General features: G+C 63.0%; 22 protein-coding genes. 10 read left to right on the top strand and 12 right to left on the bottom strand.

Annotated elements, in window-relative coordinates; translation table 11 throughout:
* Positions 1 to 13: 13 nt before the first annotated feature.
* Together modB and PXH66_RS21740 are read left to right on the top strand one after the other, a co-directional pair.
* Positions 14 to 715, top strand: coding sequence for a molybdate ABC transporter permease subunit (modB, locus tag PXH66_RS21745; protein WP_330928327.1), 702 nt, complete (start codon positions 14 to 16; stop codon positions 713 to 715).
* A gap of 39 nt (positions 716 to 754) precedes the next feature.
* The gene (locus PXH66_RS21740; RefSeq protein ID WP_330928326.1) at positions 755 to 1,957 is read left to right on the top strand and encodes an MFS transporter; all 1,203 of its coding nucleotides are present in this window, start codon (positions 755 to 757) and stop codon (positions 1,955 to 1,957) included.
* Here the strand turns inward: PXH66_RS21740 and PXH66_RS21735 are convergent.
* Positions 1,944 to 2,183, bottom strand: a complete 240-nt coding sequence (locus PXH66_RS21735) for a DUF1653 domain-containing protein (protein ID WP_330928325.1) — start codon at positions 2,181 to 2,183, stop codon at positions 1,944 to 1,946. The two genes, PXH66_RS21740 and PXH66_RS21735, sit on opposite strands and share 14 nt — an antisense overlap.
* Before the next feature lie 88 nt (positions 2,184 to 2,271).
* On the opposite strand from PXH66_RS21735, the gene PXH66_RS21730 reads away from it, so the two are divergent.
* The 3 genes from PXH66_RS21730 (at position 2,272) to PXH66_RS21720 (ending at position 6,510) form a co-directional block, all read left to right on the top strand.
* The gene (locus tag PXH66_RS21730) at positions 2,272 to 2,652 is read left to right on the top strand and encodes a hypothetical protein (RefSeq protein WP_330928324.1); all 381 of its coding nucleotides are present in this window, start codon (positions 2,272 to 2,274) and stop codon (positions 2,650 to 2,652) included.
* A gap of 130 nt (positions 2,653 to 2,782) precedes the next feature.
* Entirely contained in the window at positions 2,783 to 4,882 is a 2,100-nt protein-coding gene (locus PXH66_RS21725; RefSeq protein ID WP_330928323.1) for a TonB-dependent copper receptor, read from the top strand.
* A 23-nt stretch (positions 4,883 to 4,905) separates the two neighbouring features.
* A complete protein-coding gene (locus PXH66_RS21720; RefSeq protein WP_330932145.1) occupies positions 4,906 to 6,510 on the top strand; it encodes a copper-binding protein in 1,605 nt (534 codons plus the stop codon).
* Here the strand turns inward: PXH66_RS21720 and PXH66_RS21715 are convergent.
* Positions 6,503 to 7,093: a pyridoxamine 5'-phosphate oxidase family protein gene (locus tag PXH66_RS21715; RefSeq protein WP_330928321.1), complete on the bottom strand. Its 591-nt coding sequence runs from the start codon at positions 7,091 to 7,093 to the stop codon at positions 6,503 to 6,505. The genes PXH66_RS21720 and PXH66_RS21715 overlap by 8 nt on opposite strands.
* Before the next feature lie 40 nt (positions 7,094 to 7,133).
* Positions 7,134 to 7,508, bottom strand: coding sequence for a hypothetical protein (locus PXH66_RS21710; protein WP_330928320.1), 375 nt, complete (start codon positions 7,506 to 7,508; stop codon positions 7,134 to 7,136).
* A gap of 193 nt (positions 7,509 to 7,701) precedes the next feature.
* Between PXH66_RS21710 and PXH66_RS21705 the strand changes: the two genes are divergently transcribed.
* Positions 7,702 to 8,235 (top strand): TetR/AcrR family transcriptional regulator, encoded by a 534-nt coding sequence (locus PXH66_RS21705; protein ID WP_330928319.1) that lies wholly within the window; start codon positions 7,702 to 7,704, stop codon positions 8,233 to 8,235.
* 77 nt (positions 8,236 to 8,312) lie between these two features.
* Here the strand turns inward: PXH66_RS21705 and PXH66_RS21700 are convergent, their stop codons facing one another.
* Both PXH66_RS21700 and PXH66_RS21695 read right to left on the bottom strand, forming a co-directional pair.
* Positions 8,313 to 9,476: an ABC transporter permease gene (locus PXH66_RS21700; protein ID WP_330928318.1), complete on the bottom strand. Its 1,164-nt coding sequence runs from the start codon at positions 9,474 to 9,476 to the stop codon at positions 8,313 to 8,315.
* 14 nt (positions 9,477 to 9,490) lie between these two features.
* The gene (locus tag PXH66_RS21695; protein WP_330928317.1) at positions 9,491 to 10,174 is read right to left on the bottom strand and encodes an ABC transporter ATP-binding protein; all 684 of its coding nucleotides are present in this window, start codon (positions 10,172 to 10,174) and stop codon (positions 9,491 to 9,493) included.
* Between the two features lie 127 nt (positions 10,175 to 10,301).
* Here PXH66_RS21695 and PXH66_RS21690 point away from each other — a divergent pair, with 127 nt between their 5' ends.
* Positions 10,302 to 10,631, top strand: coding sequence for a hypothetical protein (locus PXH66_RS21690; protein ID WP_330928316.1), 330 nt, complete (start codon positions 10,302 to 10,304; stop codon positions 10,629 to 10,631).
* A gap of 112 nt (positions 10,632 to 10,743) precedes the next feature.
* Positions 10,744 to 12,915, top strand: coding sequence for a TonB-dependent receptor (locus PXH66_RS21685; protein WP_330928315.1), 2,172 nt, complete (start codon positions 10,744 to 10,746; stop codon positions 12,913 to 12,915).
* Between the two features lie 12 nt (positions 12,916 to 12,927).
* On the opposite strand, the gene PXH66_RS21680 is transcribed toward PXH66_RS21685, so the two are convergent.
* From PXH66_RS21680 to ribH, 4 genes are all read right to left on the bottom strand, one after another.
* Positions 12,928 to 13,470, bottom strand: coding sequence for a hypothetical protein (locus PXH66_RS21680; protein ID WP_330928314.1), 543 nt, complete (start codon positions 13,468 to 13,470; stop codon positions 12,928 to 12,930).
* A gap of 108 nt (positions 13,471 to 13,578) precedes the next feature.
* Complete coding sequence (gene ftsY, locus PXH66_RS21675) at positions 13,579 to 14,499, bottom strand: signal recognition particle-docking protein FtsY (RefSeq protein WP_330928313.1); 921 nt, start codon at positions 14,497 to 14,499, stop codon at positions 13,579 to 13,581.
* A gap of 97 nt (positions 14,500 to 14,596) precedes the next feature.
* On the bottom strand, positions 14,597 to 15,049 hold the full coding sequence (gene nusB / locus PXH66_RS21670; protein WP_330928312.1) for a transcription antitermination factor NusB: 453 nt from the start codon (positions 15,047 to 15,049) through the stop codon (positions 14,597 to 14,599).
* The gene (gene ribH / locus PXH66_RS21665) at positions 15,046 to 15,519 is read right to left on the bottom strand and encodes a 6,7-dimethyl-8-ribityllumazine synthase (RefSeq protein WP_330928311.1); all 474 of its coding nucleotides are present in this window, start codon (positions 15,517 to 15,519) and stop codon (positions 15,046 to 15,048) included. Before ribH ends, nusB begins: the two co-directional genes overlap by 4 nt.
* Before the next feature lie 344 nt (positions 15,520 to 15,863).
* On the opposite strand from ribH, the gene PXH66_RS21660 reads away from it, so the two are divergent.
* Complete coding sequence (locus PXH66_RS21660) at positions 15,864 to 16,742, top strand: transglutaminase family protein (RefSeq protein WP_330928310.1); 879 nt, start codon at positions 15,864 to 15,866, stop codon at positions 16,740 to 16,742.
* A 107-nt stretch (positions 16,743 to 16,849) separates the two neighbouring features.
* Here the strand turns inward: PXH66_RS21660 and PXH66_RS21655 are convergent, their stop codons facing one another.
* Both PXH66_RS21655 and PXH66_RS21650 read right to left on the bottom strand, forming a co-directional pair.
* Positions 16,850 to 17,845: a transposase gene (locus PXH66_RS21655; protein WP_330932144.1), complete on the bottom strand. Its 996-nt coding sequence runs from the start codon at positions 17,843 to 17,845 to the stop codon at positions 16,850 to 16,852.
* Between the two features lie 170 nt (positions 17,846 to 18,015).
* Entirely contained in the window at positions 18,016 to 18,438 is a 423-nt protein-coding gene (locus PXH66_RS21650) for a hypothetical protein (RefSeq protein ID WP_330928309.1), read from the bottom strand.
* A 105-nt stretch (positions 18,439 to 18,543) separates the two neighbouring features.
* Between PXH66_RS21650 and PXH66_RS21645 the strand changes: the two genes are divergently transcribed.
* A complete protein-coding gene (locus PXH66_RS21645; RefSeq protein WP_330928308.1) occupies positions 18,544 to 19,863 on the top strand; it encodes an MFS transporter in 1,320 nt (439 codons plus the stop codon).
* 18 nt (positions 19,864 to 19,881) lie between these two features.
* Here the strand turns inward: PXH66_RS21645 and PXH66_RS21640 are convergent, their stop codons facing one another.
* Positions 19,882 to 21,246: a replication-associated recombination protein A gene (locus tag PXH66_RS21640; RefSeq protein WP_330928307.1), complete on the bottom strand. Its 1,365-nt coding sequence runs from the start codon at positions 21,244 to 21,246 to the stop codon at positions 19,882 to 19,884.
* Positions 21,247 to 21,312 lie beyond the last annotated feature (66 nt).

Here is a 21,312-nt window from a genome sequence, read left to right as displayed (position 1 = left end):
CATCGGTTGAAACGTGTTCGCCCTCGTAACAGTGTTCGGTGTCTGGCTGCTCTCGGCACCGCTGTGGGAATCGCTCTGGCTCACGTTCAAGCTCGCCGGCATCACCACAGTCCTGCTCGGGCTGATCGGACTGCCGCTCGCGCATTGGCTCAACACCACGCGCCGTCGAATGGCTCCGGTGCTGGAGGCGTTGGTGACGCTGCCGATCGTGCTGCCACCGACCGTGATCGGCTTTTATTTGCTGGTGGCATTTTCGCCGCAACACCCGCCGGGCAGCTGGTGGATCGCGCTGACGGGCGGGTCCCTTGCTTTCACGTTCACGGGGTTGGTTCTGGCCTCGATCGTCTACTCGTTGCCCTTCGCGGTGCAGCCGTTTCAAGCCGCCCTGCGCGCGGTGCCGACGGAACTGCTCGACGCCAGCCGCGCGAGCGGAGCCACCGCATGGCGCACATGGTGGCGGGTGCATCTGCCGCTCGCCCGCCGTGGGGTCGGTGCGGGACTCACGCTCGCGTTTGCGCACACGCTGGGCGAGTTCGGCGTCGTGCTGATGATCGGCGGCTCCATCCCGGGCGAAACGCGGGTGGCCAGCATCGCGCTCTACGACGAAGTCCAGAAACTCAACTATCCCGTGGCTCACGCTTTCGCCGCCACGTTGCTCGTCATCTCGTTTGGGCTGCTCGTGGTGGTGGCGGTGTTGCAACGGCGTCCGCAGTGAGCCCTTGCGTCGCGAGCTCGACCGACCGTTCACTCCCTCGTGCCCTTGCCCACGCTGCCCCGACTCCCCACCAATGTCTGGGTCCTGGCCGTCACGCAGGCGTTTGGGATGTCGACGGTGTCCATGATGGCCTTGGTGGCGGGACTGTTGGGCACCACGCTCGCTCCGACCCCGAAGCTCGCCACGTTGCCCACGGCGATGATCGTGATCGGCACGGCGAGTTCGATGCTGTGGGTCCCGTTTCTGTTACAAGCCTGGGGCCGCAAGCGGGGCACGTTGGTGGGATTCGCCGCCGCGTTTCTGGCCTGCGGCTTGGGTGCCGCGGCGGCCGTGCGCGGATCATTTCCGCTGCTGCTGGCGTGTGGCTACGGCATGGGGATCGGCATCGCCTTCTGGCAGCAACTGCGTTTTGCCGCGCTGGAGAGTGTGGATGACCCGCAACGCTACGGCACCGTGTTGGCGGTGATGATGATGGGCGGACTCACCTCCGCCTTTCTCGGCCCCGAGATGGGGGCGCTCGGGCGTGACCTGTGGCCGCAGGCATTTGCCGGATCGTTCCTGCTGGTCGCCGGCCTACTCGCTCTGGGCCTGATCGCGTTTCAGTTTTTTCAGGAACCGCCGCGGCAGGCGTCGACCGACCGCAGCGAGGCGCGCCCCCTGCGGGTGATTGCCCGTTCGCCGCGGTTTCTCATCGCCGCGGGCTCGGCCGCGGTGGGATTTGCGGTGATGAGTTTCGTCATGACGGCCACCCCGATCAACATGCACGAATTGTGCGGTATCGAACTCGCTGATACCAAGCGCGTGATTCAAGCGCACATCATCGCGATGTTTGCACCGAGCCTGGCCAGCAGTTGGTTGATGAGCCGATTCGGACTCAGCCGCATGATGGCGATGGGAGCCGGCATGTTCGGGGTGGTCGTGCTCATCGGTCTGCTCGGGCAGGAATTGATGCACTTCTGGGGCAGCCTCCTCCTGCTCGGTATCGGCTGGAATTTCCTGTTTGTCGGGGGCACCGCGTTACTCCCGACGTGCTACCGCCCCAGCGAAAAGTTCAAGGTTCAGGCGTTGAACGATGTCATCGTTTTCAGCACGCAGGCCATTGCCTCGCTCTCCGCCGGGTGGTTCCTGTTCAGCTATGGTTGGAACATCATGCTGTTCACTTGCATGCCCCTGGTGCTCGCAGCGTGGGGGTTGGCCCGATGGCTGCGACGAGTCGAGGATCCTCAAACTAGATCCGCTTAAAACGCGGCACGGTGCGCCCATCAATCTCCACGGTCTCAACCCACATGGCGGCAGGGCGCACCCACAGACCACCTTCGCCATAAAGAGCCCGGTAAACCACCATCGGCTCCAGCGTCTCGGAATGACGGGCCAGCCCGATCACATCATACGCGCCGCCCTTGTAGTGCTGGTAGCGCCCGGGTTGCGGTTCGGGCGGCAGAGGCGGCAAATCATTATCAGCAGACATGACACCGGTGTAACCGCGGCTCATAAACCGGCAAGGCAAGCCTTCAGGGTTGCGCCCGGGCGCGCGCTTCAACACTCCTGCAGATCTCATGCGTCAAAAGTGTGCTCTCTTGGTGACCCTTACCGCGTGGCTGTTCGCCACGGGGAGTCACTGGGATTTGGTGCAAACGTTTGCGTGGGGTAAAATGTTCGCGGCGTATGCCCAGACCATGTCCTACGCCGACGCCGCCCGCATGACCTTCACCGCCGACAACTTGTGCGGCGTGTGCGAAATCGTGGTAACCGCCCAACAAGCGGACGACGACCAACCCGCGCCCATCGCGGCGGGAGCCGAAAAGATCATGTTGAGCGTGTTCGACGCCCGTCATCTCGTGCTCAAACCGGTCGAGAAGGAAGTCGGGTCCGTCTACCAGCTCACGGTATTGACGAAGTATCAGACGGCACCACCGGTGCCCCCACCTCGCGCCTAGCGCGATCGCTTCGTTTCAGGATCCACACCATCCGCCGACGCTCGGTCGCGGAGAGGGGCAGCGCATGTCGCGGCTTTGTCGTGCCCGCCCGCGCCCTGTTTTACCCAACCCATTGCTATTTTTTCATTCCATGTCCGCCTTTCTGTTTTTGATCGCCCGGGTCGCTTCCCTGACGCCGCGCTTACCCGTTTTCTTCCTCGCGTTGACGACGGTTGTCTTCGCCCAAACCACCGCCCTCAACCTCGATCCGGTGGTCGTGACCACTGCTCGTTCCCGGCAGCCGCTCATCGTGGCCACCGATCCCAAAGCCGCCGCCCAACCCGCCCACGCCCACGACGGCGCGGATGTTTTGAAAAACATTCCCGGTTTCGCCGTCATCCGCAAAGGCGGTGCCGATGGTGATCCCATGCTGCGAGGCATGGCGGGCTCCCGCCTCGGCATCCTCGTCGAAGGCGAAGGCGTTTTGGGCGGATGCTCCTTCCGCATGGATCCGCCCACGGCGTATATCTTTCCCGCCGCCTACGACCGCATCACCGTGATCAAGGGACCACAAGCGGTGCGCTACGGCCCGATCAGTCCCGCCGGAGCGGTGCGTTTCGAGCGCGACTTCGCACGCCGTGACAGCACCGGTGCCACCGCCTTCGGCACCGCCACCATCGGCGAATTCGGTCGCCGTGACGGCGCGCTCGATCTTCGGGGCGGCAACGATCTGGTCCAAGGTCGGCTGGCCGCGACCTACGCTTCCATGGACGACTACATCGATGGTGCAGGCAACCAGGTTCACGGTGCCTACGAACGCTGGAGCACCAACGCCTCCGTGGCATGGACTCCCGACGCCCAAACATTTATCGAACTCACCGGCGCGCGCAGCGACGGTGAAGCCGCCTACGCCGACCGCATGATGGATGGGGCGGTTTTCGATCGTGAAAACGGGGGCCTCCGCGTTCGCCGCACCAGTATTTCCGAGCTCATCGCCACGGCGGAGATGCAGGTTTTCGTCAATGCTGTCGACCACGTCATGGACAACTATTCCCTGCGAGCATTCGTCCCGTCCATGATGATGCCGGGCCAAGCCGTCGCCAATCCCGACCGGCTAACCTATGGTGGGCGTTTCGCCCTCGAGCTCACCCCGGCGGAGGCGTGGCGCCTCGACGTCGGGTTGGATCATCAGAGCAACCGCCACCGAACGCGCTCCACCATGAACCAGGATGCGATGCCGTATCAGGCCAAAGCGCGCGTGACCGACTCAAACTTCCACCAAACGGGTGTATTCCTGGAATCTTCGTATTCATTTTCTGATGACACCCGTGCCTTCGCCGGGGCTCGGGCGGACCGCTGGAGCGCGACCGATAAGCGGGCGACCGTCTCCCTCGGCATGATGGGGGGCACGGTGGTCAATCCCACGGCCGACTTGCAACGCACCTCAACCCTGCCCGGTGCCTTCGCCCGGGTGGAACACGACTTGGCCCAAGGCTCCACCGTCTACCTCGGCTTGGGCCACACCCAACGTTTCCCCGACTACTGGGAGTTGATTTCGGCCGAGAGTCTGACGTCCGCGAGCGGTTTCATTACCGACGTGGAAAAAACGACGCAACTCGACGCCGGCTGGCTACGACAACGCGGCCCCATCGATCTCTCGGTTTCCACGTTCGTCTCGCGCATCGACGACTACATTCTCATCGAAAGTGATGTCGCCAAACCCAGGGCCACAATGGGTGGCATGATGATGGCGACCCGTGCCGCCACCGTCGCTCGCAACATCGACGCGGCAACCGTCGGAGGAGAACTCGGCCTCGGCTACCGCATCGGCGAACACCTGCGCTTTGACGGCAGCCTCGCCTACGTCCGGGGCGACAACGTCACGGAAGATCTTCCCCTCGCCCAACTCCCGCCCCTGGAAGCGCGGCTGGGCTTCACCTATTCCCGCGCCATCTGGTCAGTCGGCGCGCTTTGGCGCGGGGCCGCCGCCCAGCACCGCATTGCGGTCAACCAAGGCAACATCGTCGGCCAGGACATTGGTCCGTCGCCCGCGTTCGAAGTGGTGTCGATCAATGCCAGTTGGGCCCCGACCACTGCCGTGCGACTCTCCGCCGGCATCGACAACCTGTTCGACACGGCCTACGCCGAGCACATCAGCCGAGCCGGCGCGGCGGTGGCGGGCTTCGCCCAAACCACCCGGGTCAACGAACCCGGCCGCTTCATTTGGTTCAAATGCGACTACCGTCACTAAACCGCCGCCACTCTCGTCAACCCGTGAAACACATCACTTCGTCCATCCAACGCAGCTCGCGCCTGCTTCGGTCTCCCTTGCGAATGTCGTGCAAGCCGGTTCACTGTGCCGCCATGTATCTGCGCCGACTCCCGCACCTCGGGCTTCTCCTGGCTCTCGCCGCGGCGGCCGTCCCGGGCCAGACCGTGACGTTCGAGGAACGTAATTTGGCGGCGGGTTCCGGCTCGGCCACGCCTCAATTCGCCAGTGCCTACGACGGCAGTCTCTACGTTTCGTGGACGGAATCGGCCGCCAACCATGCCGCAACCCTGCTGATCTCCCGCTTCGATCGCGGGAACGACGCCTGGTTGCCGCCGGTGCAAATCGCGACCGGGACCAACTGGTTCGTCAACTGGGCGGATACCCCGACGATTGCCGCCGGCTTGCGGGGCAAAGTTGCCGCCGTCTGGTCCGTAAACAATCCCGACGACGACCACGGCTATCACGCCGTCTACGCCACCTCGGAAGACCACGGCCAAACCTGGAGCGCCCCCGCCCCACTCTCGACCGAGAGCCATGCGACCGAATTCGTCGAAGTCGCCCCTCTCATCAACGGCCAGTGGCTCGCCATCTGGCTCGACGGACGTGATCGCGCGGGACACCACGGCGCGGGCAACATGCAACTGCGCAGCCGCCTGCTTGGTAGCGACGAACCGGATACGTTGATCGATGCGCGCGTTTGCGACTGCTGCTCCATCAGCGCGCTGGTGCTGCCCAACGGCGCGGTGCTCGCGGCCTACCGCGATCGCAGTGATGACGAGATTCGCGACATCGCCTACGCCCGTTACAGTCGGGGCGAGTGGACCACCACCACTGCTCCGGCGACCGACGGCTGGCATATCGCCGGCTGCCCGGTCAATGGCCCCAAGCTCAGCCGCCGCGGGGCCCACGTCGCCGTGTCGTGGTTTACCGGCGAAGGCGATGATCCACGGGTCATGACCGCTCGTTCCAACAACATCGGCAACAGTTGGAACTTCGTCAGTCGCGTCGACGACCCCTCCGCGTCAGCCACCCGTGGAGCCGTGTCGTCCGCGGTGACGCGTGATGGCAGTCAATGGACCACGTGGGTGGAAACCAACGGTTCGATCGCCCTGCGCCGCGTAAATCGCGACAACGAGCTCGGGCCGATTCACCATCTCCCCAACCACGCCGCGGCGGGCGGACGCGCGGGCGGCGTGCCCCGCATGACGCTGCTCGACAACCGCTCCGATGCGCCCGCCCGGTTGATCATCGCCCGCACCGTTCCAGGCAGCGGCGACACGCCCGGCCGCGTTACCACGCACATCGCCTCCATCGCCCCCGACACCGACGCCACGCTCGACGATTGTGGCTGCGGTCCCAGTGAAGCGGAAACCCGCGGTCACGCGTTGCGCGGTCGGATCGAAGGCATCATGGCCGATCGCAACGCCCTGCTCGTCGCCCACGAGGAAATCCCCGGGGTCATGCGCGCCATGACCATGATGTTTCAAGTCGACCCGCGGGTGATTCCGTTGGTCAAGGCCGAGCAAAACATCACGGCACGCATGGAACGTCGCGAGGACGGCAAATGGTGGCTCTTCAATATCCGCCTGCTGAACACGGTCAAATAAGACGGGCCTCAAGTTCCGCCACGCGGCGGCGGAGTGGTGAAAGCAATTCATCCACCTCCGCCCGGGTGTAACGCGGCGTGATGTATTGCGCGCAGTTCCAGTCGAATGCGACCACCTCAATCACCACCACCCGCACCGGATTTCGTCCCGAAGGAACCCGCAGGCGTGCGATCAAATCCTCTCGATCGGCCGGCAAAAACGTTTGGGCCACACCAATGATTTTCAGCCGTTCGCGCGCCGGATAGTCCATCAAGATTAACGCGACTCGCGCGTTGGTCATGATGTTGCCGGTGCTGATCAATTGGCGATTGCCCGGCAACTCCACATACGCGAGGCGGTGAGGATCAAGCACGGTGAGAAACCCCGGTGGGCCTCCCCGGTGCTGCACGTAGGGCCATCCCGATTCGCCGACACTGGACAAGTAGAAGCTGTCGCGCGCACCGACGAACCGGACCTCTTCCGCGCCCAGCGGTTCCCGTTCAGGGTCGGTCCTACCCGGCACCGCCGCGATGCGGCCGAGCGTTTCCAGTTGGGCCCGCTCGACGGCCGGAGTCTGCAAATGTTGGCGAAAGGCAATCGGCATGGCTGGGTCGTTCGATCGATCTGGTTGTATTTCGATCGGATCAGAACATCGCGACCTTCCAGCCCTCCGCATAATAACGCCGCAAGCTCACAACCCCTTCCGTCCCGGGAACCGCGTTATCCTGCAACAACTCGATGCCCGCGGCTTGGAGACTCTCCACCGCTTGATTACGCACCGCACAAGAACGCGAAGCCCCTTTAATCAAGGTGCGGACCGACTCATATAGTTCGTTCCCCGGGTGACCCAATTGACTCAACTCCCCCGGCCAACGGGTGCCGGTGCCGGCGAACACGATCTCCGTCTCGTCGCCCTCTCGTTGGCACTCGTGCCCCATCACCAACGCATTGAGCATGCGGGTGAGGGACTCTTGAGATCCACTTTGGGGATCGGTGAAAATAACAATGGCAGTTTTCATAATCGCATGTTCGTCGAGTCGAAACGTTCGGCCCCACGATGCACGAACTAGACCGACCTGTATAATCGTTGGCAAGTTATTTTTATACCGATCTGTCTAACCTTGAGATGTGGTCCTTTCCCCCTTCCACTGTCGGTCGATGCCAGCTCACTCATCCACATCCCACGGCAGCACGCCAAAACGTGACCATCTGATGGACACGGCCTTCGCCTTATTTTATCGGGAGGGTTATCATGCGGTCGGGATCGACAAGATCCTCCGCACCGCGGGTCTCGCCAAGATGACGCTCTATCATCACTTCAAGTCGAAAGAGGACTTGATCGTGGCCGTGCTGGAACGACGCGGCCGCGAAATTAGCTCCCGACGCGAACAGGCGCTGAAGGAGGCCGGAACCTCCCCGCGCAAACGGCTGGAGGCGCTGTTCATCGCCTATGAGGCGTGGTTCAAGTCATCCGGATTCAGCGGTTGTGCATTTATTCGTGCGATCGGCGAATACCCAGACGCGGCCTCACCAGTGCATCAGGCCGCCACCGCGGTTAAGCGGGAACTCATCGCCACGCTCACCGAAATTCTCGGCGATCTGAAGGTTCAAGATCCCACCCGACTCGCTCACCAGATTTACCTGTTGGTGGAAGGAGCCATTGTCAGCGCCCACACATTCTCCGATCCAGGCGCCGCCGCTCAGGCCCGTGACGCCGCCCTCACGTTGGTCGCGGCAAGTCGGTGACCTCCCGCAATGATTACACCCGCACCTGATACGACTGCGGGAAGGCCGTCGCACCGAAGCGAGAAGGTTACGGTGGGTCAACTGGTGGGCGACAGGGCTTCGGCGACGTCGGTGCGGTAGGCCTTCAACGCCGGCACCATGCCGCCGAGGCCGCACAGCGCGATCAGTCCGGCGGGAGCCCACGCCATGACCGGATGCCAGACCCACGGGTCGATCACCGCCCCGGTTTCGGCCCGGAGTATCACGACAATGGCTTCGGCAATGATCGCGAAGACACCAAACGCTCCCGCCATGCCCATCACCCCGAGCGTGATCGCCTCCAGAACAATGACGCCAAACAACGTGCGCCGACGCGCGCCGAGCGCCCGCAAAATCGCATGATCCCGTCGCCGCGCCGACATGGAATTGTAGATCGCCACCAACACCGTCGCGCCGGCCACGAGACCGACTAGGTTGGCCACCAACGCCAGCACCTTTTCGAACCAGCTGATCTTCCCGAACAAGTCAGCCACGATCGCGGCGACCGGAAACGCAAACGTCAGCGTCGCCCCTTGCCGGTTATACATCGAATCGAGCATGAACCCGCCCGCCGGCGAACGCAGCTTGATCAACACCGCGCTGAGTTGATCGGCCGCCGCCACGTTGTGGCCGTCCATGGTTTGCACCCCGTGCAACGGAATCCACACCACCCGATCCATCGGCGAGTTCGTCGGCGCCAACACGCCCGTGACTTCGTAGTGGTCCTCATGGTCGTGCTGCCCGCCGGCGGCGAGGCCGTGCGTCGGACTGAATTCATCCCCCACGCCCAGGCCCAACTGCCGGGCGGCAAAACTCCCCAGCACGGCTTCATGCGCCTCCGGGCCGCTCCAAACGCCTCCGCTCGCATAGGTCGCGTGCGCCAACATTTCAGGCACCGTGCCCGCCACGCGAAATCCGCGCAGGTTGTCGCCGACGGCGAGCGGGAACGCGGATTGCACCATGGGATGGCGGCGCACCTGCTCGTAGTCGGCCATGCGGATGTTGCCCGGGGAGGCTTCGAGATGAAACACGGCATTGAGCACGAGCTGCAACTTCGACCCCCGCGCCCCGAGCACGGCATCGAACTCGGTCGCGACATCGGTGAACGATCGCTTCGCTTGAGCGTTGATCACCCAGACTGCGAGCAACAAACCGCCGGCGAGCGCCAGCGCCAGCGCGGTCACCACCGTCGACAGCGCATGCTGCCGCAGGCTGCGTATCACGATACCTAATACGGTCACAACGCCACCTCCCAGCCCGCGCCGTTGAGCGCGCCAAAATCCTGCACATGGTCAAATTGCGCGAGCACGTCGTCGTCGTGGCTCACCAGCAGCAGCGCCGCGTCGTTTTCCGCACAGACGTCGCGGATCAGTCGCAGCACTTCGCCGGCGGTGCGGGGATCGAGATTGCCGGTCGGCTCGTCGGCGAGGACGAGCTTCGGCCGGTTGGCCAACGCCCGGGCCACCGCCACCCGTTGCTGCTGCCCGGTGGAGAGTTGCCGCGGCCGATAGTGCAATCGGTCGCCGAGTCCGACGCGTTCCAGCAACGCCTGCGCTCGGGCGCGATCCGCGCCGCCGGGGCCAAACGCCATCCCCAACTTCACATTGTCGAGCGCCGTATACCCCTGCAACAGGTTGAAGGTCTGAAACACATATCCGATCGACGACGCCCGCAGCCGATCTCGTTGGGATTCGGACAACGCCATCATATCCGTATCAGCAATGACCACCGACCCGCTGTCGGCCCGCAGAATGCCCGCGATCAGATTTAAGAACGTCGTCTTGCCCGAGCCACTCACCCCGCGCAACGCCAGTTGTTGCCCGGCGGCCAAAGTCAGGGCGCCGACATTCACCACCATGGTGCTCTCGCCAGCAGGTGAACGGTAGGATTTCCGGAGATTTTGCAGCGAAAGCACTGGCATGGATTAGGCTCACACGAACACGACGCATGCCGGGGTGCAAAAAATTTCCCGTTCCCGGCCGCCAGAATGTTTACCATAGTTGCAGGGTTGACGGATCTGCCATACTCTCGCCGCAATACCACGCCGCATGATGCTCTCCCTATCCACCTCCCGCCTGAGATCGCGCCACCGCGCGTTGGCGGGACTGTTGGCATTGACGGTATTGGCGCTCGGTCTGTTTTCCGTCGCGCCGGAGATGCACGATGCGTTGCACGCGGATGGCGATCACGCCACGCACTATTGCGCGGTGGATATGTTCGCCGCCGGTGTGGCGTTGGCGGCTACGGCCGTGGCGCTGCGTCAGGTGAGGTTACTGTGGCTCGGTGCGACCGAGCCCGTCACGCGGGTTCAGTTTATCGCGCCGACATGGCGACTCCCCCCGGGACGGGGACCTCCCGCGAGCTCAGCACTCCAATAAACGCCGGATTCCGCCGACGCCTTCAGGGGCGTGGTGTGTCCGGATGCAGCTGAACTCCTTGGTCGGCGATAGCTCCTGCGCGAGCCGTCGACCGCCTTATCCGTCCCTTGTCATGTCTCTATTCGCCAGATCTCTTTTATTTGTCGGCGCGAGCTCCTTCGCGCTGGCCCAAGTGGCCCTGCCGCCCGGCAACTCTGCCGAGGAAGCTGATACGCTTCACCTCGACGACTACGTCGTCTCGACTCACCCCTACGCCCGCAGCGCGAGCGAGATCGCCCAACCCACCAATGTGGTCGCAGGGCCCAAGCTCGACCAAAACCAATCCACATCGCTGGGCGAGCTCCTCGCCAACGAAGTCGGCGTCAGTTCCACCTACTTTGGGCCCGGCGCGAGTCGCCCCATCATCCGCGCTCTCGGGGGCCCGCGCGTCGCCGTGCTGCAAAACGGCACCGACACCATCGATGCTTCGACCTTGAGTCCCGACCACGCCGTATCACTCGACCCATTGCTGATTGAGCGGGTTGAAATCACGCGGGGACCGGCCGCGTTGCTCCAGGGCGGCTCCGCGATCGGCGGCGCGGTCAACGTGGTCACCCATCGCATCCACACCACCCCTCCCGATCCCGGCGTCCACGGTCGGATCGAAGGTCGCATCGGCACCGGCAACGATGAACGCTCCGGCGGTCTCGTGCTGGAAGGAAGCTCCGGCCGCCTCGCCTGGCACGCCGACGCCTTCCATCGCGAAACCAACGACATCGAAATCCCGGGTTACGCTGAAAGCGCCTGGTTGCGCGCTCAGGAAGAAGCTGAGGAACACGAGCACGAAGATGAGGATGAAGATGAAGATGAAGACGAACACCACGACGAGGAGGAGGACGACGACCACGAAGAAGCCTTCGGCTTCGTGTCCAATTCCTTCGTGACCTCGAAGGGCGGTGCTTTCGGCCTGTCGTGGCTGGGCGATGCAGGCTACATCGGCATCGCGTATCAGGGCTTCGACTCCAACTACGGCGTGCCGCCCGGCGCGCACGCTCACGAACACGACGAAGAGGAGCACGAGGAGGAGGACGACGACCACCACGACGAAGACGAACACGAGGACGAAGAGGCCCTCGTTTCGATCGACCTGCGCCAACGCCGACTAGACGTCGAAGGTGAGTGGCGCGACCCCGCGGCGGGGTGGCAGGCCCTGCGCTTCCGGGCGTCGCACGCCGATTACCGACACACCGAATTCGAAGGCGATGAAGTCGGCACCGTCTTCACCAATGAGGGCTATGACCTGCGCCTCGACGCGTTGCATGATCCCTGGGGAGAACTGCAGGGTGCCATCGGTGCCAAGTTGGGGGAATCCGACTTCGAAGCCGTGGGAGCCGAGGCATTTTTACCGCCCACCACCACGCGCGAGCTCGCCGTGTTCGGATTTGAGGAGATTGAATCCGGAGCCAATCTGTGGCAATTCGGAGCCCGGGCCGAATGGACGGACATTGCGGTGAACGACGGTTCCGGTCGCAGCCGCGACGGCGACGCGCTGAGCGCATCCGCCGGCTGGGTGCGCACCTTGAGCGATGACTGGATCGTCGCCCTCTCGCTGGCCCACACTGAGCGGTTGCCGACCGCGCAGGAGTTGTTTGCCGACGGACCGCACATCGGCACCAGCGCCTACGAAATCGGTGATCCCGACCTTGGCACCGAAGTCTCCCAAGGCATTGACCTCACGCTTCGCCGCCGCGCCGGATTCATCTCGGGCGAGGTCACCGTATTCGCGAACCGTTTCGACGGCTTCATCTACGAAAATCCCCGCGGCACCGAAGAAGACGGCCTCGCGGTCTACGCTTTCGAACAGCGCGACGCGCAATTCCACGGCGCGGAAGCGGAAGCGATCTTTCATCTGCACGAGGACGAACACGGACACATCGACCTCACGCTGGCCGGGGACTTCGTGCGCGGGCGCAATCGCACCGATCACCACGACCTGCCGCGCGTGACCCCGGCTCGCGGGCGCATCGCTCTCGACTGGGTTCGCGGAGCCCTGCGTGCCGGAACCGGGATGAGCCACGCCTTCGACCAGAAGCACGTGGCGCCAGGCGAGATTCCCACCGACAGCTACACCCTGTGGTCGGCCTACGCGGGCTGGCGCTGGACCACGGGAGTCACGACATGGGACTTGTTGCTTAAAGGCACCAACCTCACCGATGCCGAAGCCCGCGGGCATACCTCGTTCCTCAAGGAGGTCGTCCCGCTCCCGGGTCGCTCGATCCATCTCAGCCTGAGGCTGAGCTTCTGACGCGAACAGACGTCACTTCTTCAACGAAGAAGTCATTCGCGGCGTGGCAAACCAGATATTCGCGCCCTCCCCTGCGGCCAGATTCAGCATCACGCGATCGTGCATGATCACGCCCACCTCGTCACGCCACACGTGACGAGGTGACGCACTGAGGCGGTCCACGGGCACCGGGAGGTCGTCCCGAAAATCGTGCACGAACCACACCCTACGTTGGCCATCCTGCTGCAGCACCTCCACCGCCATGTCGTCGAGTTTATTGACGAGATGGTTGCCACGCAGGTGAATCAACGATCGACCGTCGGGACTGAGAATGATCTGGGAAAACAGCGCGTCGTAGACCGGCAGATGCACCGCCCAGACTTGGGTCATGTCAGCCGCCCGCCATACCTGAACAACGTTCTCTTGATTGAGTTTGCGCACGAAGAACGCTCCGTTCCGAACCTCTTCCACCACGACATCCGGTGGGGTGATCCAACATGCCCGACCCATCGCCGGTGCCAACAACGCCAGCGCGGCGGTCATGCGAAACAGGGTGGTGCGGCAGGGGACGACCATGATCATCAGGGAGTGAAACCACCACTTATCAGAACAGCAACCCAACGCATCGGGCCGATGCGCAGTATTCCCTCCACTTCCACCGCGGCCGCGGCACCTGGCGCCGCGCTACGCCTCCAGTCCAAACACCGCGCGGGCGTAGTTGCGGGCATTGAAGGGTTGGAGGTCATCCGGTTGCTCGCCGAGGCCGAGGAAGTAAATCGGAATCTTCAACTCCCGCCAGATGCCGACAATCGCGCCACCGCGTGACGTGCCGTCGAGTTTGGTGACGACGAGCCCGGTGAGACCAAACTTTTCGTGAAACACCTTGGCCTGCTCGATCGAATTCGTGCCGAGCGAGCCGTCGACCACCAGCCACGAATGATGCGGGGCGGTCTCGTCGTGTTTCTGCAGCACGCGGCGGATCTTCGCGAGTTCGTCCATGAGGTTGGACTTGGTGTGTAGGCGACCGGCGGTGTCGACGAGCAAGGTCTGACACCCCCGCGTCTTGGCGGCCTGCCAGGCATCGAACGCGACCGCCGCCGCATCGGCGCCGGTGTGACTCGCGACGATGGGCAAATCGAGCCGGGTGGCCCAGGATTTGAGCTGCTCGACGGCGGCGGCGCGAAACGTGTCGCAAGCCGCCAGCATGACGGACTGTCCATCGTTCTTGAGCAGATAACCCAGTTTGGCGGACGTCGTGGTTTTGCCGGAACCATTGACTCCGATCAACGCGACCACCGTGGGGAGATTCTCCGCGGGCGTCAGGCTGCCTTCGCTGCCTGCAAGCGTGCGTTCGAGCACGGCGGCTCCGATTTCGGCGGCCGCCTGCCCCTTGAGATCGGGATCCTTGCGGTAGGCTTTTTTGATTTCGGCGAGGATTTCCTCCGTCGTCTCGACTCCGAAATCAGCCGTGTAGAGGGCCTCCTCCAACTCTTCCAGGGAGGATGCATCGATTTTACGCCCGCTGAACAAGCCGCGCGTCGTCTGCGAGATCGACGAGACGGTTTTCGCCAATCCCGACTTAAATTTTTTAAACAGTCCGAACATGAGATTTTAACGCCAAGTCGCCAAGGTGCGGAGAGCGCGAAACGGTGCAACCCTTGCCACCGCGTCGCGCTGCGATCCGCCGGTAGGGCGGCAAAACTTACTCCGCTTTGCGCGAATCGCGACCGAGCTGATCCTTGAGACGATCGAGGATGCCGTTGATGAAGCGTTTGGAATCGGCGGTGGAAAACTGTTTGGACAAGTCGATCGCTTCGTTGATCGACACGATCGGCGGGATGTCCTTGCGGAAGAGCATCTCGTAAATCGCCATGCGCAAAATGGCCAAGTCGATGCGGGCGATGCGATCGAACTCCCAGTTGTGAGCGAGTTGTTTGATGCGGGCATCGACCTCGGCGATGCTCTGCAAAGCGCCGTTGATCAACTCCTCGCCAAACGCGTAGTGCTCGCGCGGTTTCTCGGTCGTCTCGAGGTTCTCAAAGAACACGCGGATGTCTTCCGCCAGATTCCTGGGTTCGTTGATGCTCCACGAATAGAGGAACTGCATGGCGGCGACACGGCCGTCGCGGCGTTGGGCGAAAAGGGCTTTGCTCATGAGGAAAATTGTTTTTTCAAGGCGGCCATCTCTAGCGCGCCCCGGGCGAATTCGGCGCCGCGGTTGATTTCGCCGAGACATCGGTCCTCGGCTTGCACGTCGTCGTTCGCCGTGACCACGCCCGCGATGATGGGCGTGCGTCGGTCGAGGCTGATCCGCATCAACCCCTGCTGGGCGGCCTCGGCCACCAATTGGTCATGCAGGGTGCCGCCTTTGATGATCACGCCGAGGGCGATGCACACATCGAAGCCCCCGCGTTCCAGCAACATTTGCGCACCGGATGGCAGCTCACCGCTGCCGGGCACTCGAATCGTCCGGATGTGAGCGGTCGGCACCCCGGCGGCTTGTAAAACCTCACCCACACTGGCCAACAGTCCATCCACGTAGCGTTGGTTGAAACGGGCGGCCACGATGCCGACCTTGAAGGTGGCACCATCGACGGCAATGGCAGTGGGAGAATCGAGACTCACGTGATGTTGGAACGAAGGATGAGGATGGACGCGGGCCGGAGAGCCGAAACCCGCGGGACCGACTACGCAGGCCCTCTATTTGAAATCCGCAACCCGAAATCCGCAATCCCGCAAAGGCAACACTGGCGACGAATCGCCCGGCGGGGCGGCCGAGACCGGCCACCACTCATCACCCGTTGGGCTGCAAGCAGATGCGAATCAATGCTCCGGCGGAGGTTCGGAACGACCTGCGCCCCACGCGGGAAGTTCACCATTTCGCTTTGGGTGGGCGACGCAATCTGTCGGCCGCGATACTCCGGACTTGGCAGGCTCGCTCCGAATGATCGTGATGCCCGTTCCACTCCGTGCGCTTCCACATTAATCATCGGACCAGCTACTACTACTATGGCGCGGCCACTGAGTCGTTCATGGAAGCACGCCTCCGGCCGGCGGTCACGCCGCATCAGAAGCTGATCTCGCACCAGCTGGACATCGAGCCGGCGACAAGTCTGCACACTTACACGGACTACTTCGGCAACGCCGCGCAGACCTTTTCCATCGTGCAGCGGCACGAAAAACTGACGCTGACGAGTGACGCCGTGGTGGAAACCAAACCTACGGCCACGGCGGCTGCGCTCCTCGAGGTCAATGTCTCCGAAGCCCGGCAGATTTTTCGCGGCGATCCCCTGCGTTACTACGAATACCTCACGCCCTCGGCCGCGATCGTGCTCACGGCCGAAGTCAACCAACTCGCCAATCGTTTTTTTCGTCCCGGTTACGAAATCGGTGAAGCAACCCTGGCGTTGAACCACTGGATCAACGACACCTTCACCTATGCCGCGGGCAGCACGCAGATCGACACCTCGGTGGCGACCAGCCTCAAGCAACGCACGGGAGTGTGTCAGGACTTTGCGCAAGTCATGATTGCCATTCTGCGGTCGGCCGAAATCCCGGCGCGCTACGTGGTCGGCTATATTGAGACCGATTCCCAGCGTGATGCAGCGGCCCCGCGCCGCCGACCGCGGGCGCTCATTGGTGCAGCCGAAAGTCACGCGTGGGTGGAGGTGTGTCTGTCCAACGGCGAATGGTGGCCGCTCGATCCGACCAATGACTGCGTCGCCGGCGAGCGTCACGTCCGCGTGGCGACCGGTCGCGACTATCACGACTGCACCCCTACGCGCGGTGTTTTCAAAGGCACCACCACCCGACGTCTCGAAGTGACCGTGGCGATGCAGCGGGCATGATTTTTCCTATCGCGACCTATTCCGGCCGCTGCCCTTTGTTTTCCACTCGATGATGGGGTTGCCCGGAATGCCGACGCTCCCAGGAACACTTAGGCGAATTGCTGTTTTCATCCAAAGGTCTGGCGACGTAAACCGCGCAACGTGGTCAACTCCCCCCAGTCGGTAACTTGGGGCAACGGTCGCGGGGCGGTGCGTTGTCGCCGCCCGGTTTGCTGTCGGTAAACGGCCAGGTGTTTTTGCACGAACTCACGAGAGCCCAGCACCGCGCCGTCGCTGAAATACCGGATCCGGCAACGCAGCACGCTCGCCAATGGCAACCGACCGCGCGTCGCCATGGTGCGCGCCACTGCTTCAGTCGAAATACTTCGCGTGTTGGCGACTGGTTTGCCGCCCTTGCCGAACAAGGTTTGGCGATAGGACTCATGTGACCACGACCAAGCGTGAGACGCTCCGCCCTCCACCAAGAGGGATATTCCTCGTCGGGCGACGGCATTGCCGGCCACCGCCTCCGCGTAGCCGCAAAACCGATAATCCTTGGGATCGTCGACGAGTCCGGCGCGGACGGGGTTCAGATCGATGTAAGCGGCAATTGTGCGCATAACCCCGGACGTGCCCTCTACCAGCACGCTTTTAAAACGTTCCGACCAAAGCGTGCCATAGCGCCCATGCGAGCGATTGAACCAGACCGAAAAACGCTGCTTGAGCAGCTTCATGAAGCCGGAAAGGTCCCCCATCAGCGCCAGCTGACGTTCCCGCCACGCCGATCCCTCGGGCGCCCCCTTGGCCAACTGGCCCTTTATCACCGCCAATTGCGCCGTCTGATAACGCGTCGGTTTGGGGTAGAGCACGGCATATCTGCGAAGTAACTCGGCATCGGACATATCCGCCCTCTGCGGCACCCGCACCAGCACATGGAAGTGGTTGGACATGATGGCGTAAGTGACGACTTCCAACCCGCAATAATCGGCCACCTGCCACAACTGTTTCCGCAGCACCTCCCTCGCCACATCATCCAGCAACCGTTCTCCATTCACCGTCCGGGTCATCACATGATAAACCGCCGCCCGCTCCCCCGCATCCACCTTTATCCGCGCCTGCCTCATTCCATCCAACCAACCCTCCAAACCCTCTCCCGTCAAGTATTATTGACCTGTCCCTTTTTAGGAGGAAGGCTGGATTTCTGGCGGGGGGAGTCTTTGTTCAGGAGGATCACTACCCCGGGCGGCTATCCGCTTCGCGGGTCGAATGAATGCCTCGTCGGAGCGCGCTTAGCCTATTGCGACTCGGTAATCGGCTCGAACTGGCGCATGTTGACGGCATGCGATTCTATCGCCTCACCGTCCTCCGTTATCAGAGACAAGTAAGCAATGAAGGCGTAGGGCCGTAAAACTCGAGGTGGCGAACGCAGGGCCGATCCACCACCAGTGAGAACAACCCGTTGCCGCCCGGCTTTTTGCACCGCGTTCCAGCTCACCACCGCGCGGGCCGCATCCGCGTTGATCTCTGCTTTTTCGGCATCGTAGAACCGCAAAACAAAAGCATTGCCTTCGATGGCCAGTCCCAAAAATCCTGCCGCCCCCCGGGCGATCTCCACACCGATCACCGTCGGCTCCTCTTCTTCCGTCCCGCCGGGTTGAGCCGACGCCACCACAGCCCACATCAACGAAAGAATGATCAGCCACGGGGAACGTTTCATAGGCTCCAGAATACGCCCCACGCGCCGAGGTGCAAGCGGATGAACCATCCCGCTCCCCATCGTCGCGAGGCTTGAGAGGCACTCCACTACCGCTAAGTTCGCCCGATGCCCTCACCTGCGGACTGGCCTGAACACGTCTATCACGCCCTCGCCGAGGATGAGGATGCCCGCGCCTGCAAGGCGATTTCCGACGAGGCGTGCCAAACGGTGCCAGGGAATTTTCTGAAAATTCTCTCCGCCCAGACGCTAACCGGCCTTGGCGACCGCTTGGCCAATCCGAAAACGACGCTGGCGTGGTTGTTACAGGCCGTGGGAGCGCCCGCGATATTCCTCGCGCTGATCGTGCCGCTGCGCGAAGCGGGATCGCTGCTGCCGCAGTTGTTTATCGCCGGCTATCTGCGGCGAATGCCGTTGCGCAAGTGGTTCTGGGTCGTGGGCGCCATATGCCAAGCCGCCGCCGTGGCTGGATTCGCCGTCGTGGCCACCACGCTCGAAGGAGCCCCCGCCGGGTTCGCCGTCGTGGCGCTCGTCGGAGTGTTCAGTTTGGCCCGCGGCCTCAGCTCGATCGCGTCAAAAGACGTCATCGGAAAAACCATCCCCAAACAGCGACGAGGACGATTGCGCGGCTGGATCTCCTCCTTGAGCGGCGGGCTCGCGATCGGTGCCGGTGGACTGCTCCTGTTGCAGTCGCAGGAAACAGATGCGGCACCGTCGACCTACGCGGTCTGGTTGCTGTTCGCCGCTCTGGCGTGGGTGGCCGCCGCGTTGGTCTACAGCGGGGTGCACGAATTTCCCGGCGAAACCGACGGCGGCGCCAATGCTTGGTCGCAAGCCTGGCAACGATTGGAACTCCTGCGTCGAGACGCCCCCTTTCGCGACTTTGTGATCGTGCGGGCCCTGGCCATCGGGTCGGGACTCTCCGCTCCGTTCGTCATTTCACTGGCGCACGCCGAATTGGGCGGCAAGGCGATCTGGCTTGGCGTTTTTGTCATCGTCGACGGCCTCGCCGCCATGCTATCAGCCCCGATCTGGGGACGGTTGGCCGATCGGTCCAGTCGCACGGTTTTACGCGTCGCAATGAGTGCGACTGCCATGCTGCTGCTGACCGTCATCGGCTTGAGCTTTTTGGATCTGCCCCTCTGGGTCGCTCGGATCGTTTTTCCGTTGGTTTTCTTCCTGCTCGGGGTGAGCCACAGCGGGGTGCGACTCGGCCGCAAGACCTACCTCGTCGATATGGCGGAGGGGAACCAGCGCACCGACTATGTCGCGGTGAGTAACAGTGTAATCGGCGTGCTCCTGCTGGTCGCCGGCGGCATCACGGGCGCGCTATCCCTCGTATCCACTCCCCTAGCACTCGCCGTATTCGCCCTGTGCGCCATCGCCGGCGCGGTCGTCGGTCGACGACTGCCCGATGTCAGCGATTAATTGAGCTGAGCGTGTTAATTAGGATTCGTCTCGTTCAGCGCGACGCTCCGCCCGCAAGGCGTCCCAGCGCGCAAGACGATCGGCGATCCGCGCCTCCAGACCATGGGACGACGGCTCATAGAGTTTGAGCGGCTGTTCGAGGTAATTTTGGCCCGAGATGCCTTCGGGGAAATCGTGCGAATACTCGTAACCTTTGCCGTGCCCCACCCGCTTACTGGCTTTGCCGCCTTTGTCGCGCAACGTCGTCGGCACCGGCTGGACCGGGGCTGATTTAAGCGCCTGCTTCGCGGCGGCGAGCGCCATGGTGGCGGAGTTGCTTTTGGGCGCGCAGGCAATGTGCAAGGTCGCGTGAGCGAGCGTGAGTTCGGCCTCGGGTAATCCAACAAACTCGCAGGCGTGGTGGGCGGCCACCGCCAGCGGCAACGCGAAGGGATCGGCGAGACCGATGTCCTCGCTCGCCAGAATCACGAGGCGCCGGGCAATGAATCGCGGGTCTTCTCCGCCGCCCAGCATCTTGGCCAGCCAATACATAGCAGCGTCGGGATCGCCGCCACGACAGCTTTTGATGAAGGCCGAAATCGTGTCGTAATGCTCGTCCTCGTTGGCGTCGTAGCGGATGCGCCGCTCCCGGGCGAAGGACTCGAGCTCGGTCGCCTCAATCGCGGTTTTTCCGTCGAGGGAAAGCGCAATGACTTCGAGCGCGTTGAGGGCGCGGCGCAGGTCCCCGTCACACAGCACGGCCAGATCGGTCAACACGGCATCGTCCGCGCTCAATCCGTGTTCGCCGAGCCCGCGCACGCCGTCTTCGAGTGCCCGACGCAACACGGTCGCCACGGCTTCGGTCGACAAGGGTTCGAGCCGAAAGAGGTGACTACGCGACAACAGCGGCGGATTCACATAAAAACCGGGATTGTGCGTCGTCGCACCGATCAAGCGCACATTGCCCTCCTCGACATCGGGGAGCAGCAGGTCCTGCTGGGCTTTGTTGAAGCGGTGCAGCTCGTCGATGAAGAGAAGCGTGCGCGCCTCCGGCATCTTGCGGGCAATAGAGAGAATCTCGCGCAACTCAGCCACGTTGGACATCACGGCGTTGATCCGCACAAACCGACTCTTGGTCTCGCGGGCAATCACTTCGGCGAAGCTCGTTTTGCCGCATCCCGGGGGGCCGTAGAACAGGAGACTGCCGAATCGGTCGGTGGTGATGAGCTGGGGCAACAGGCTGCCGGCGCGCGTGAGTTGCTCCTGCCCCACGATCTCGGCGAGCGACTGCGGACGCATGCGCGCCGCCAGGGGTTGGTGGGCGGCCGGGGACGTCGGCGTGGCATCGGGGGCGCGGCTGGCGGAGGCGGCGCCAAAAAAATCGGATTGGTCGGGTTCGGCCATGGGCAGGTTCTAAATTGGGACAAAGATGGCGGAAAATGAAAGAAAGGCTTTTGCCGAAACGTTTCA

The organism is Synoicihabitans lomoniglobus, assembly GCF_029023725.1.
GTDB lineage: Bacteria > Verrucomicrobiota > Verrucomicrobiia > Opitutales > Opitutaceae > Actomonas > Actomonas lomonigloba.
Note: the sequence above shows the minus strand (reverse complement) of the source record. Positions and strands in the feature narration are given on the sequence as shown.

What these genes read in the sequence shown, in the direction of transcription:
- PXH66_RS21735 (WP_330928325.1), bottom strand. Translation starts at nt 2,183, where the DNA reads ATGTCTGCTGATAATGATTTGCCGCCTCTGCCGCCCGAACCGCAACCC.
- PXH66_RS21730 (WP_330928324.1), top strand. Translation starts at nt 2,272, where the DNA reads ATGCGTCAAAAGTGTGCTCTCTTGGTGACCCTTACCGCGTGGCTGTTC.
- PXH66_RS21725 (WP_330928323.1), top strand. Translation starts at nt 2,783, where the DNA reads ATGTCCGCCTTTCTGTTTTTGATCGCCCGGGTCGCTTCCCTGACGCCG.
- PXH66_RS21715 (WP_330928321.1), bottom strand. Translation starts at nt 7,093, where the DNA reads ATGCCGATTGCCTTTCGCCAACATTTGCAGACTCCGGCCGTCGAGCGG.
- PXH66_RS21710 (WP_330928320.1), bottom strand. Translation starts at nt 7,508, where the DNA reads ATGAAAACTGCCATTGTTATTTTCACCGATCCCCAAAGTGGATCTCAA.
- PXH66_RS21705 (WP_330928319.1), top strand. Translation starts at nt 7,702, where the DNA reads ATGGACACGGCCTTCGCCTTATTTTATCGGGAGGGTTATCATGCGGTC.
- PXH66_RS21695 (WP_330928317.1), bottom strand. Translation starts at nt 10,174, where the DNA reads ATGCCAGTGCTTTCGCTGCAAAATCTCCGGAAATCCTACCGTTCACCT.
- PXH66_RS21690 (WP_330928316.1), top strand. Translation starts at nt 10,302, where the DNA reads ATGATGCTCTCCCTATCCACCTCCCGCCTGAGATCGCGCCACCGCGCG.
- PXH66_RS21685 (WP_330928315.1), top strand. Translation starts at nt 10,744, where the DNA reads ATGTCTCTATTCGCCAGATCTCTTTTATTTGTCGGCGCGAGCTCCTTC.
- PXH66_RS21680 (WP_330928314.1), bottom strand. Translation starts at nt 13,470, where the DNA reads ATGGTCGTCCCCTGCCGCACCACCCTGTTTCGCATGACCGCCGCGCTG.
- ftsY (WP_330928313.1), bottom strand. Translation starts at nt 14,499, where the DNA reads ATGTTCGGACTGTTTAAAAAATTTAAGTCGGGATTGGCGAAAACCGTC.
- nusB (WP_330928312.1), bottom strand. Translation starts at nt 15,049, where the DNA reads ATGAGCAAAGCCCTTTTCGCCCAACGCCGCGACGGCCGTGTCGCCGCC.
- PXH66_RS21655 (WP_330932144.1), bottom strand. Translation starts at nt 17,845, where the DNA reads ATGAGGCAGGCGCGGATAAAGGTGGATGCGGGGGAGCGGGCGGCGGTT.
- PXH66_RS21650 (WP_330928309.1), bottom strand. Translation starts at nt 18,438, where the DNA reads ATGAAACGTTCCCCGTGGCTGATCATTCTTTCGTTGATGTGGGCTGTG.
- PXH66_RS21645 (WP_330928308.1), top strand. Translation starts at nt 18,544, where the DNA reads ATGCCCTCACCTGCGGACTGGCCTGAACACGTCTATCACGCCCTCGCC.
- PXH66_RS21640 (WP_330928307.1), bottom strand. Translation starts at nt 21,246, where the DNA reads ATGGCCGAACCCGACCAATCCGATTTTTTTGGCGCCGCCTCCGCCAGC.